Origin of the sequence: 'Prunus avium' virescence phytoplasma, from assembly GCF_050916135.1 — a bacterium.
In the GTDB taxonomy this organism is placed as follows: Bacteria; Bacillota_I; Bacilli_A; order Acholeplasmatales; family Acholeplasmataceae; genus Phytoplasma; species Phytoplasma ziziphi.
Window position 1 is genome coordinate 270425 of record NZ_CP069156.1, and the last position, 13696, is coordinate 284120.

Annotated in this window: 10 protein-coding genes and 1 pseudogene; 3 read left to right on the forward strand and 8 right to left on the reverse strand. The window is 22.3% G+C overall.

Features of this window, described 5'->3' with window-relative positions; genetic code table 11:
- Nucleotides 1-3: 3 nt before the first annotated feature.
- The 3 genes and pseudogenes from JNO41_RS01255 to JNO41_RS01265 form a co-directional block, all read right to left on the reverse strand.
- Nucleotides 4-1608, reverse strand: a complete 1605-nt coding sequence (locus tag JNO41_RS01255) for a type I restriction-modification system subunit M (RefSeq protein WP_121464088.1) — start codon at nt 1606-1608, stop codon at nt 4-6.
- Nucleotides 1605-2807, reverse strand: coding sequence for a type I restriction endonuclease subunit R, EcoR124 family (locus JNO41_RS01260; protein WP_420885404.1), 1203 nt, complete (start codon nt 2805-2807; stop codon nt 1605-1607). Before JNO41_RS01260 ends, JNO41_RS01255 begins: the two co-directional genes overlap by 4 nt.
- A 2-nt stretch (nt 2808-2809) precedes the next feature.
- A pseudogene (locus JNO41_RS01265) lies at nt 2810-4747 on the reverse strand (type I restriction endonuclease).
- Between the two features lie 1339 nt (nt 4748-6086).
- On the opposite strand from JNO41_RS01265, the gene JNO41_RS01270 reads away from it, so the two are divergent.
- From JNO41_RS01270 to JNO41_RS01280, 3 genes are all read left to right on the forward strand, one after another.
- A complete protein-coding gene (locus JNO41_RS01270; protein WP_121464091.1) occupies nt 6087-6404 on the forward strand; it encodes a hypothetical protein in 318 nt (105 codons plus the stop codon).
- A gap of 125 nt (nt 6405-6529) precedes the next feature.
- Complete coding sequence (locus JNO41_RS01275) at nt 6530-7018, forward strand: site-specific integrase (RefSeq protein WP_236628368.1); 489 nt, start codon at nt 6530-6532, stop codon at nt 7016-7018.
- Nucleotides 7019-7165: 147 nt separating this feature from the next.
- The gene (locus tag JNO41_RS01280) at nt 7166-8287 is read left to right on the forward strand and encodes a restriction endonuclease subunit S (RefSeq protein ID WP_121464093.1); all 1122 of its coding nucleotides are present in this window, start codon (nt 7166-7168) and stop codon (nt 8285-8287) included.
- Between the two features lie 622 nt (nt 8288-8909).
- Here JNO41_RS01280 and ftsH read toward each other — a convergent pair.
- The 5 genes from ftsH to JNO41_RS01305 form a co-directional block, all read right to left on the reverse strand.
- A complete protein-coding gene (gene ftsH / locus JNO41_RS01285; RefSeq protein ID WP_121464094.1) occupies nt 8910-10661 on the reverse strand; it encodes an ATP-dependent zinc metalloprotease FtsH in 1752 nt (583 codons plus the stop codon).
- 58 nt (nt 10662-10719) lie between these two features.
- Nucleotides 10720-11049, reverse strand: a complete 330-nt coding sequence (locus tag JNO41_RS01290) for a hypothetical protein (RefSeq protein WP_432729613.1) — start codon at nt 11047-11049, stop codon at nt 10720-10722.
- A gap of 143 nt (nt 11050-11192) precedes the next feature.
- Complete coding sequence (locus JNO41_RS01295) at nt 11193-12503, reverse strand: ABC transporter substrate-binding protein (RefSeq protein WP_432729615.1); 1311 nt, start codon at nt 12501-12503, stop codon at nt 11193-11195.
- A 420-nt stretch (nt 12504-12923) separates the two neighbouring features.
- Nucleotides 12924-13145, reverse strand: a complete 222-nt coding sequence (locus tag JNO41_RS01300; RefSeq protein WP_121464096.1) for a hypothetical protein — start codon at nt 13143-13145, stop codon at nt 12924-12926.
- Nucleotides 13146-13211: 66 nt separating this feature from the next.
- Entirely contained in the window at nt 13212-13493 is a 282-nt protein-coding gene (locus JNO41_RS01305; RefSeq protein WP_152031106.1) for a hypothetical protein, read from the reverse strand.
- Between the last annotated feature and the right edge of the window lie 203 nt (nt 13494-13696).

Genomic DNA, 13696 nt, shown 5'->3' on the forward strand with positions numbered 1-13696 from the left:
ATTTTATTTTTCTCTTAATTCTTTTAAATAATTATTTATTTCTTTTTCTATTGCTTTTTTTTGATTTTCTAAGGTAATAATATTTTTCTCTATTTCGACGATATCAATATTTTCTTCTTTTGTTTCGGAGGTAATATAATGATTAATAGACAAATCATAATTATTCTGTTTGATTTCTTCTATAGAAGCGACATAAGAAAGGCTATTTATTTTTTTTCGATCTAAATAAAGTTTTAAAATATTTTGAATATTATTTTCGCTTAAAGTATTTTGTTTTCCAGGACTATATTCTTGTGAAGCATCAATAAATAAGACATTATTGTCTTTTTTACATTTTCTAATAATTAAAATACAAGTTGCGATACTCGTACCATAAAAAATTTTTTCTGGTAAACCAATAACAGCGTCTATATATCCTTTTTCTAAAATATGTTTCCTAATTAAACCTTCTGCATTCTCTCTAAATAAAATTCCATGTGGTAAAACGACCGCGCAAACCCCTTCGTCTTTTAAACAATAAATCATATGTTGAACAAAAGCCCAATCCGCTTTATTTTTAGGCGCTAATCCTCCGTAACCTGAAAAACGTTCGTCTGTTTGAAAAAGAACACTTTGATTAACAGAGTCTTGACGCCACGTTTGGCTATAAGGAGGATTAGCGACAATAATTGAAAAACCGCCTTCTTTTTCTACAATTTCACGATGAGGATGTTCTTCAGATTGAAAAAAATTAGTCAAAGTATTTCCAAGATATAATTTGATTTCAAAATAATCAATAGCATGCATTAACATATTCATTCGAGCTAAATTATAAGTAGTATCGTTTAGCTCTTGACCACAAATGATAATAGAATTTTTGGCATTTTTAACAATATTATTTTTACTTTTGATTTTTCGAACCACTTGTAACAACAAAGATCCGCTCCCGCAAGTAGGATCATAAATTTTTAAATTACTTGTTGAAGGATTGAGAACTTGATTTGAAGTTACCATTTCAGCCATTAAAGCAGACACAGCTATTGGAGTAAAAAATTCTCCCGCTTTTTTACCTGCTGAAGCCGCAAATTCTCCAATTAAATATTCATAAATATCTCCTAAATAATCACTACAAAAACTTTCATAAGGACACAAATTATCAATTTTTCTCATTAAATTACTTAATAAATCATTTTTATCTGAAGTTGTTTTACCAATTTTATTATTATCTAAATCAATAATAGAGAATAAATTATTAAAAACATCACGATAATTAGTATTTTTAGAAGTTTCTTCAATAGAAGCAAAAGCATTCATTAATAGTTTATAATTAAAATCTTCTTTTTTATTTTGAATGAGGTAGATGAAATGAGACCACAACTCTTCTGGTTTAAGATAAAAACTTAATTTTTCTTTTAATAATTTTTGACAGTCCGAATCTTGATATTCTTTTTCATAATCTTCTATTTCTTCTTCTTTTAAATATTTTTCTAATTTTTCTGATAAAAAACGAAAACATAAAAGTCCTAAAATATAGTCTTTAAATTCAAAAGCGTCCATGTTACCGCGTAAATTACAAGCCATTTTCCATAAAGAAGTTTTTAAATTAATTAATTTATTTGTTTCATTCATAAACGGTTAATTTTCCTTTCAGAGTAATATTTTTTAATAAAATGTTTTATAAAATCATAAATTAAATCTTTTAATTTCATTTTTAATTTATATTTTGGGATATTTAGCAATTGAAGATTATTTTTTCGATAAGCATCTATCGTTTTATTACCTAAAATTTTATGAATATAACGCCTAATAGAACTCTCGTCTGCGCCAAATTGTTGGTATTCGATAATGTCTTTTAATTCTTCTAATGGTAAACCTAATTCATTCGCTTTTTCTTTTAATTCCGATTCTTGAGTTTTTTCGATAAAGTTATAATAATGTTTAATTAATTTATTATTTGATTCTTGTTTTATAGATTGAAAATAATCAAAAAAAGAATCAGAACTAAAATATTTTTGTAATAATTTTTTCTGATTAGACGTGAAATTGCATAATGATATCTGTTCTTCTATTTTAAAGAGAATTTGGGATTTATCGTTAACATCTTTTTTATACGACGATTCGGAAAGTTTAAGTGTATCACGAAGTTTAAATACATTATTAAATAAATTATATAAATTATCTAAATTATCTAAATAATCTAAATCTATAATAAATTCTCTTTCTTTCTCTTCTTCTTCTAATTGGTCTCTTTTTTGTTGATAAAGTTTTAATTCTTCCTCTGACAAAGAAAATTCATTTATATTAAAACTTGGTTTAGGACGCATTATTTCAAGTTGATTATCGATAACATTAACAAGCTTGATAAATATATCTTTGTTTTCATTTTTTAAATCATAAACATCTTCCGGCTTAGGAGTTATTTGACGTAAATCTTCAATAAATTTTCGAAATTTTTCTTTTTTTTCTTCAAAGGTTGTTGATGAGGATGTATTTATTTTTTGATGTTTTCCGTCTTTGATTTTTCTATATTTACTTTGATAATTAAAAAAATCTTCTTCGTTGATATGAAAATTATTATTCTTGACATCTTTATTAAATTCTGGTTGATATGTTTTTAAATTTTTTCTTTTTTTCTTTAAATCATTAAATTTTTTTAAATATTCATTTTCTTTTTTTGAATAACCGATAATTTCTTGATTTACCGTTTGAGGATCAGGAGCGAATTGGCGAAAATCTTCACTTGTTCGATTATATTCTTCTTTTGCTTCAGTATAACTTTTCTTAACGATAATGTTATCTTTATCATTATGGCCATTGGAAGCGAATATTTTTAAAGAATCATCAACATCTTCTTTAGTAGTTTGAAAACAATAAATATTACCATATGGTTTAAATCTATCATTGTCTTTACGAATAGTACGAGAAAAAGCTTGAAATAATTCATGTTTTTGTAAAGGACGATCTACATATAAAGCGTTTAATAAAGGAGAATCAAATCCTGTTAAAAACATACGTACTACAATTAAGATATTAATTTTGTTTTCTTTCATATCTTTTAAAATAATTTGATGATAATTTTTGATATCAGAACTAGGATCGTATTCTTTAATGATTTTGTCTAATTGTTTTTCTGAAATAGATTGTTCTTGATTTGAATTTTCTTTTAAATCAATATTATTGCTAAAAATGGCTGCTATTTTGAAGGAATGAAGATTCGGATCTTCTTTTAATTTTTTTTGAAAAAGTTCATAATATTTTAATAAATGTTTTATATCTTGAGCTATTAATATAGCGTTATATTTGCGGTTTTGTGAAATGTCATTATGATTATCTAAAATATATTGAACTTTAGAATCTAGGTCTTTGTATTTTTTTGGTAAATAACGGATACAAAAAGGTAAAATACATTTACAATTGGTTGTTTCTTTTAAAGCGTTATACATAGTATAACTATGTTTATAATCACCACCAAAAAGTTCTTCTGTACTTTTTTCATTTTTGAGGATATGATCTTTAAATAAAGGAGTTCCTGTAAAGCCAAAAAAACGAGCTTCAGGAAAAGTATTTTTCAAAGTATTATGCATGGAACCAGATTGGGTGCGATGACATTCGTCGATAATAAAAAAAATGTTTTTTTGACGCCATTTTTCTAAAAGTTTTCTATTTTGAGACATTTGAGTTAATTTATACATTTTATGAATCAAAGTAGCAACAATTTTATTAGAAGGTTCTTGAAAATATTGAATTAAAGCTTTTGTAGTTTCAATTTTTTGTATTGACTTTTCGTTAAAACTATAAAATTCTTGGAAAGTTTGGAAATCTAATTCTTTTCGATCAGTTAAAAAAAGACTTGTGCATTTGTTGTTGATTGTAGAATATCACATAAAGCGAAAGAAGTAAAAGTTTTTCCAGAACCGGTAGTATGCCAAATATAACCATTATTTCCTGTGTCTTCGGCTAATTTTAATAACGTTTCTGTAGCATGTATTTGGTGAGGACGCATGATTAATAAACTTTTTTTGTCTTCATGTGAAAAAATATAACGAGCGATAATTTGAGCTAAACGACAAGGTTTTAAAAAATCATCAATAAAAACAATAAGATTATTCATATATTGATAATCAAAATTAGTCCATTGAAAACGATATCTATTTAATAAATTAGATTTTTCTTGAGGTTGATTGGCGAAATATTCAGTTTCATTTCCGTCAGAAATAATTAAAATTTCAATATAACGAAACAAACTTTGAAAATTCGAAGAATAATCTTTAATTTGATTAAAAGCTTCTTTTAGACCTTGCCATTGTTTTTTTAATTCTATTAAGACTAAAGGTAAACCATTAATAAATAAAACTAAATCATAACGAGCGTTGTTTTGATTATTTTGAAGGTCTTCCATGACTACTTGGCGTGCTACTTGAAAAAGATTTTTACACCAATCTTTTTTATTAAATAATTCTAATAAAAAACCTTTTTTAGAATCACGCATTTTGACATTATGTTTTTCTCGAAGCGGCTCAAAAGTGTCTAAAACATTTTTTATTTTGTTATCATTAAAAAGAATATATTCTAAATCATCAAACCAATTTTTATGTAATTGATTGATATTAGTAAAATTTGAATCGATTTGATTATCTAAATTATATTTTAAAAATTGGTTTTGAAAATTCTTTGTTAAATCTTCTCGATTTTTAATTATAACTTCTTCATAACCTAAAGATATCAATTTTTGAAAAGCTTTATCTTCTAATTTTTTTTCGTATAACATTGAGATATCCTCTTTTTTAAATTTTTTTATTATTAAATTATTTTTAAGTTTATTATTATTTTTTTAATTTATAGTAATTGTTTTCAAATAAAATATTCCATTATTATTCAAATAAATTTCTTCCCGTAAATTGATAAAAAAAATACTTATAAAAATCATAATATATAATGATAATTTGTTTACCACATTTACATTTAAAATCTTTTGAATCAATTTATTTATAATATACAATTATAAAACAAAAAAAAAAAAAAACAATTTTAACGTTTATTCGGAAATTTTTGAAATATTATTGAAATAAAGATAACTAAATAATATTCTTATTTTATCTCGATTTTTATTTTTTGAAAATACATGTATATTTGACAAAATAAGATATATTTTATAATTATGGCAATGACCCAAAATAAAAGTCTTTTTTTATTTCAGTCAAAAAAAGAAAAAACATCTTATAATATGAAACATGATCCAAAAGTCTAAAATTAATATTGTGAAAAAAATAATCAAAATTCTTTTTTTAATTTAGATAATTCAAATAAAATAAGATCTTAAGAAAATGAAATGCTTATTCAATTTAAATTATTTTTTTCTTAATATAATTAAGATATTTAAAATAAAAAGTATCTTTTCCATTATTGAAATCATTTTATTTTTTATGATATTTTTTTGATTATTAATTGAGGATTTCGAGTTTACAAAAAAAAGTTAAACTCATATTATAAAATATTTATAAACAAAGCTTCATTAGGGCAACTTTAACATAAAAAAAATATTTTTTTAATTAATGATAAAATAATATTTATATTAAAAAAAATAAATTTAGATTATTATTGTAACTTTATTCGTCAATACAATTGAAAATAAAATGATTCCAAGAATGATGAAAATTATAAAAATATTTTTTTACAAACAAATGCTCTTATTTATTCTTTGATTTTTGGAGAAAGTTAAAAAAATAAATTCTGGTTTGAGAATAACAATATCCGTCCTTAATAAGACGTATAAACTGTTAATTAAAAAACCCGAATATTTTTATTTAATATAAAAAAACAAGCTAATTTTCAAAAAGAGAAAGGTTTAACGAGAAATAAAGTTGGTTAAAGAAAGAAGAAAAGATATGCAAGTTAATTAAAAAAATAGTTTGTAATCGAATTATGATGGGTTTCTCTTTTTTGATGTACAAACTTAATTTCTTTTATAAATAAAAAAAATTAAAATTAAGTTGTTTTTTTGTAGAAAAAATGTGTTTTTTTATTGACATTACCAACCATAATCATCGTCAAATGAAATATAAGTCTAAAAAAATAATAACTAAATTATAACAAAAGGAGTTAAAAAAATGAATTCTTATCCCTTGTCTTTCCAAGAAGTTGTTCCACTTTTTTTAAAAGAAAAAGCTTTATATATTAAAAAATCTTCCGTTTCAATTTATTATTTCAATATTAAAAAACATTTTATCCCTGTTTTTGGTAATTCTTATCATCTTACAGAACAAGAAGTGCAAAATTTTATTTTATTAAAACATCAGAAGGGTTTAAAAAATAAAACATTGAAAGGATCTCATTGTTCTTTTAAAAATGATTTTAAAATTTGCACAAAAAAATTATCATTGGCCATTAATAGAATTTCAATTACATTTTCCTCTTTCTTCTTATAAAACGCGTATTAAAGTTTTACCACGTAAAGACCAAAGAAAATTAATGACTTATTTAAAAAAAAAATTTTACTTTTCAAAATTTAGGACTTTTAATTGTTTTATCTTCAGGAATAAGAATTGGGGAAATTTGTGCTTTAAAATGGAAAGATATTGATTTTAAACGAAAACTTTTTTGTATTTCAAAAACACTTCAAAGATCAATGATTGTTAACCCGCAAAAAGCAAAAACAGAATTAATTTTAAATGAAGCAAAAACCCCTCAATCTCATCGTGAAATCCCTTTATCATCTTTTTTGTTTCATTTATTAACACCTTTAAAAAAAAATTTATGTTCTACTTTTTTTATTCTTTCAAATAATAAAAAGCCAATTGAACCACGTGTATTTCGTAAATATTACGAAAGACTTTTAAAAAAATTAAAAATTCCATTTATTAATTTCCATGGTTTAAGACATAGTTTCGCAACTCGTTTAGTAGAAACTAAAATTGATTATAAAACAATTAGTTCTTTATTAGGGCATCGCGATATCAAAACTACCTTAAATTTATATGTTCATCCGAATTATGAAACTAAAAAAAAATCTTTAGAAAAAATGTTACAAACTTTAATTTAATACATTTTTTTATCTCATATACATTATTTTTATTAACTTAAACTAAATATTAATATGAACGTAGTTATTTTAAAATATTTATAACTTGGAAAAGAATTAAGAGAAAAATAAAATATTCCTGATAAACAATTCCTTAAGTGTCCCCATTTGAGATTTCCAGAGTTTGAAAAAGAATGGGAAGAACAATCTTATTTAAAAGAAGTTACATTAAAAGAGTTAGTTGAAATAAAAACAGGTGAACAGTTAAATCGTACTAAATTTCAAACTCATGGGAAATATTATGTCATGAATGGCGGTAATAAACCATCTGGTTATTATTCTCAATTTAATACTCCCATGAATACAATTACCATTAGTCAAGGAGGTAATTGTGGTTATGTTCACTATCATCAAGTTCCTTTTTGGTGTGGCGCTCATGCTTTTAAATTAATTAAATGTCTTCAAAAGATAAATTATAGTTATTTATTTCATTATTTAAAAAAAAATGAATTTTGTTTAAAAAAATTAGGTTATGGAACAGGATTAAAAAATATTTCTAAAAAATCTTTAGAAAGTTTTTCTATTCTGTATCCATTATCCCTTCAAGAACAAAACAAAATAGCTTCTTTTCTTTCTTTATTAGATGAAAGAATTAAAATACAAAGTGAAATTATTAAGGATATAGAATTACACCAAAAATATTATTTAAATCAATTAATAGAAAGACAATTAAGATTTCCAGAGTTTGAAAAAAAAGAATATCATTGTTATAAATTAAAAGAGTTAGTTGAAATAAAAAGAGGAAAACGTCTTCTTAAAAAACAATTATCAACACAATTGAATGAAATAAATCAATATCCAGTTATTAGTGGTGGTCAAAAACCCTTGGGATTTTATCATCAATATAATGCTGGTAAAAATACTATTACTATTATTTGTTTCGGTAGTATTGGTTATGTTTTTTATCATAATAGACCTTTTTGGTGTAGTGATAGTTCTTTTTTAATTAATATAAAAAATGAATTAAAATCCAAAAATAATACATTATTTCTTTTTTATTATTTAAAAAAATTAGAAAATCAAATTAAAAATTATAAAATAGGAACAGCAAATCCAGGTTTACAAACAAATTTTAGTGAAAAAATATTATTATATTTGCCTTCTCTCTCAGAACAAAACAAAATAGCTTCTTTTCTTTCTTTATTAGATGAAAAACAAAATTTAGAAAAGGATTTATTACAAAACTATCGATTTCGAAAAAAATATTATTTAAATCATTTATTAATTTAAATTAAAAAAATAACTAAAAGAAAACATTTCATATAAAGAAAAATCCTATATGTTTTTTTAAAAAAACATATAGGATAAGAAAAAAATAAAGAGTTTTTTATTTTTTTTCTTTAACTCGAAAAAACGAAATAATTAAAATAAAAACTAAAAATAAAACTCAAAAAACTAAAATTTGAGTTTTATTTTTTTATTGTCCAAACTTAGAAACAAAGGAGACCTAAAATTAAAAATAAATTAACAAACGCAAACATAAAAAACTTTATTTTAGAATACTGGCGAAAATTTTTAAATATACTTTTAGTTTTTAAAATTAGATTATATAAACATTAACAATAATTTTAATATTGATAAAATATATTTTGTATTTATTAAATGTTTGTTTTATAAAAAAACACTAAATTCAAAAGTTAAGGTTTTTTTATTTAAATATAAATATTAAATTATTTTTTTGTTTTAAAAATAAATTTTATAGATTGGGCAAAAATTTAATTAAATTTAAATTTATATTTTTCAAAAAAACTTTTTATTTTTTATATTCTATCAAAAAAATAAAAAATTTAAATTATATTCGAATGAATAATAAAATTTTCAAAAAATTACTAAATAAATTTAATTAAATATTTTAAACAATTGTTAATTTATCTATTTCTTCTTTATTAATAGTTTCTTTTTCTAATAATAAATTAGTTATTTTATCTAATAAAGATTTATTTTCTTTAATAATTTTTCGGCATTCTTGATAACATTCGTCTACTATTTTTTTAATTTCTATATCAATCGTTTTTTTATCAGAAAAATCAGAATCTTGAGAAACACCTAAATCACTCATTCCATATTTAGTCACCATCAAACTAGATATTTTAGTAGCTTGTTTAAAATCCTCACAAGCTCCATTAGAAACATCGTCAAAAACTAATTCTTCAGCTACTCTACCGCCTAAATAAGAAACGATATTTGCTAACATTCTTTTTTTAGAAGAAAAGAAGGTTTCTTTTTCAGGTAACATTAAGTTATAACCGCCTGCTGAACCTCTTGGAATGATAGTTATTTTTTGAACTTTTTGAGCATGTTCTAATTTTAAACCAATGACTGCGTGTCCCGCTTCATGGTAAGCGACCATTTTTCTTTCTTCTTCAGTATATTTAATGGATTTTTTAGCTGGACCCATAAGTACTCTATCAATCGCTTCTTCTAGTTCTTCCATTGTAATCATTTCTTTTTGATTTCTGACTGTTAAAATAGAAGCTTCATTTAAAACAGCTTCTAATTGAGCTCCACTCATATAAGGGGTTTGTTTCGCTAATTGATGAAAATTAATCTCTGGAGCAACTTTTTTATTACGAGCATGTAATTTTAAAATAGATTCTCGCGATTTTACATCAGGTAAACCTACTTTAAAGATTCGATCGAATCTTCCTGGTCTTAACAAAGCCGCATCTAACATATCAGCTCTATTAGTAGCTCCAATAATAATGATTCCTTGATATTGCGAGAACCCATCCATTTCAGTTAATAATTGGTTGAGGGTTTGATTTGTTTCTTGAGGCCCTCCTGAAAAACCACTTCTTTTGCCGCCTAAAACATCTATTTCATCAATAAAGAGCACACAAGGAGCGTTATTCTTAGCTTCTTTAAATAATTTTCTGACACGAGAAGCGCCAACGCCGACAAACATTTCAACAAATTCAGAACCAGATACTGCATAAAAAGGAACTCCCACTTCTCCAGCTAAAGCTTTCGCTAATAAGGTTTTTCCTGTTCCAGGAGGACCTTCTAATAAAATACCTTTAGGTATTTTAGCTCCTACAGCAACATATTTTTGAGGTCTTTTTAAGAAATCAATTAATTCTTTCATTTCCTCTTTTTCTTCTTCATTACCAGCAACATCTTTAAATGTGAATCTAGATTTTTGTTTCGAAGATATAAGAGGGTTAGAATTAAGTTTGTTTGATGTTTTTTTGATATTGTTAATAATATAGAAAATAAAAACACTAGAAGAAAAAATAGGAATAATATCAAATAAAAATCTTAAAAAATTGAAATTATAAAAATAAACAGGTTCGAATTTAATTGAAGGCCTTTCTATTAAAAGACTTATCATCCCTGAATAAAAAGTAAAATCCATTTTAGTCCAAAAAATTTCTTTATTTCTTGTATAAGCTCTTATTTTGATTCTATTTTGATTTAATAATTTATTTCCAGGTTCTTCATGAGTAATCTTTTCAATATTAGAATTTTTAATCATTTGAATAATTTGATTATTTTCGACTTTAGTTCCTTTAGTAAAAAAATCATCAATTAATTCCTTTGCAATAAAGATACTTAAAAGAATCAAAAATAAATAAATCATTAATTTTGTTTTATTTATATTCATAATAATTTTTTGTCTTTTCTTAGAAAAATATTAAAATTTTTAAAATTAATTATGCGTTTTAAGTTCTTGTAATAAGAATTTTTTGTGGTTTAATCAACAAAGGAATGTTGATTAATTCTTGATAGCATTTTTTTTCTAATTCATTAAAAATATTTAATAATTCTTTTTTATAATTGTATTTTTGTTTTAAATTTAAAATTTTGTGTTCTAATTGTTCTATCGTTAATTCATTATTTACACTTTTATCTATTTTTTGCATTGTTTTAATAATTTTTTCGCTACATTTGTCTTTTTTATTTAAAGAAGTGAAAAAAGGTAAATTTGCTATATTATATTTTAAATCATCAACTACAATAATGTTATTATTTTTTGGTAATGATTGTTGCATTGGACTTATTTGTGAATCTTTCAATTCTATTGATATTTTGTCTCCGAAAGCATTTTTTAATTGTTCTTGTAATAATTGAGCTATTTGTTTATAATCATTAACATTTGATTGATTTGGCGAAATAATATTTAATTCAATCTTATTTAAATTTGCAGAATTAAGCGCTTGTTGAAAAAATTTTTCGCTTTTTCAAGATTATATGTATAACTTTCAACATTATTTTCAACATTTTTCGGAATATTATTCATTATAACATCAGGATGACCAGGTAAAAATAATTTATCTGGTAAAAAAGAAATTGCTTTTTTTTCATAAACAATTGTTTTATCATCATTACATTTGCTTAAATCATAAAATAATTTATCTCTATCGATTGCAAAAAATAAAGCTTTTCTAAAATTTATATTTTTGGAAATATTTTTTTGCGGATCGTTTTCTCCATAATTTAAATAAAGAGCTGTCATACGAAGAAAATCACTAGTATTTTTCAATTCATTTATGTAGTGAATTTGATAATCTTTATTTTGATATTTTTTTAATTTTCCTATTGTATTTGGGGTATCTAACGATAATTCTGTTATTTTTTCTGTATCAAATAATTGTTCTAAATTTTTTTGATTTTCACATATATAAATTTGCAATTTATTATTACTATCATTAATTTTAGAAAATGTATATAGTTGATTATCGACAAAATCATCTATTTTATAAGGTCCGTATGAAATAAAATAATTTTCTTTTGTACCATAAGAAGAAATGCTTAAATTATCACTCAAAGAATTTTTATATTCAGTAATTGGAACTAAAATAAGATTTTCATTTAATAAATTTATAATGTTTTTTAATGTTTTATTTTTTTGAAAAGAAATTTTAAATTTATTTTCATTATGGCAAGTTTTATCTTCAATCGTTAAATCTTGAAATTTACTATTTTTTTTTAATTGTTCTAAACTAAATAATATATGTTTTATAGTAATTAATTCATTATTTATGAATTTCATATTTTTATTTAAAGTAAAAGTGAATTCTGGACTCTCAAAAGAGTCTAAATTTTTTTCATTAATATTATATGTTTGTGCATCTTTTCCTATTACTTCAAGTTTGCACAATCCTTCAGTAATTTTTTGATTATTTTCATAATCAAAGTTAAAGTAGGGTGTTGTAAGATATTTAAAAATTTCTTTTTTTAATGCTTTACTAGAATTTATGTCGAAAGGGTTTAAATTTATATATTGATGTTGTATTGAATTATCTTTAACAACACCTTTTTTAATTATTTTACCATTATTTTCTTTTTCTGAATTATTTTGTATTGTGTCCGGGGCTGATTTTTGGGGACAATATCTTCTATTAATTATTTTTAGTCCTACAAAAACCAATATAACTATAGTAATTACAACGAAAACAATGATTAATATTTTTTTATTTTTGTTATAAAATTCTTTAAAATTCATTAATTAATTTTTTATCCTTTCTTTTTTTATTTGCTATTAATTAATACTAGTTATGCTTATTAAAGTTTAATTAATATTAAATATAATTATAAACAAAAAAAAAAAAAAAACAATTTCAATGTTCAATTTTTTTATAAGGTATCGAATTAATTTTTATAATGATAAAATAATCTTTTTTTATAAAAAATATCTTTACCTATAATAATTAAAATTATTAGAATTGAAAGCTATTTATTTATATTTTTGTTTTGTAGCAGAAAGATATATTAATAATAATCCAAAATAACATGATTTAATTTCTATTACACTTTCTCTAAAATTACTTATTTTTAAAACCTTTTTTCGCTAAAAACAAAAAAGATTATTTTGTTTTAATTATTCTTTTTAGTATTAAAAATGCATTTATTTACAAATTTAAACTCATTTTTTATTTATATCTAATGAAAAAATATTTTTCATTAATGTTTGAATTTCTATTTTTTTGTTGATAATTTCTGAATGATAATTTTTAATTTTCTTTTTGTTATTTTGAAAAGTACTTAAGCTAATTTTTTCTTTTTTGGTTTTCATAAAAATTATTGTTAAAATTAAAACTCCTATAACGCTTATGAAAATTGTATTTATTAATTGTTGTTCTATCATAATTTTTTGATCTTTCTTTTTGTTTTTAAAATGATTTATTTTTTAAAACTCCTATTTTTTTATATATCACCATTTTTTAAGAGATGATAAAAATTTTTGTTCCTTTTGGATTTTTTTGTAAATATCTAAAAATATTTTTTGATTTAAGAATAATTTTTTTGTTTTCATATTAAACCTATAATCATATTTATCCATTTTGTCTGTAAATTCAATTTCAAAAGGTAAATTTTCTTTTGATTTTTTTATTTTTTCTAAAAGTTCCCAACATTCATAAACGGAATTATAACTTAAATAAAATGTATTCTTTTCAAAATTAAAATTATTATTATCTTGTTTATGTAATCTCATTTTAAAAATGGAACATGTTTTTAAGATTTTAAAATATTCTTTTAATATATAAATTTTTGTGTTGTCATTTATCAATTTATTTTTTGTTTTTCTACTCCTTTGTTTCTGAGTTTGGACAATAAAAAAAATCAAACTCAATTTTAGTTTTTAAGTTTGATTTTATGGTGTTATTTTGATTATTTTGTTTATTTTGGGCTTATTGG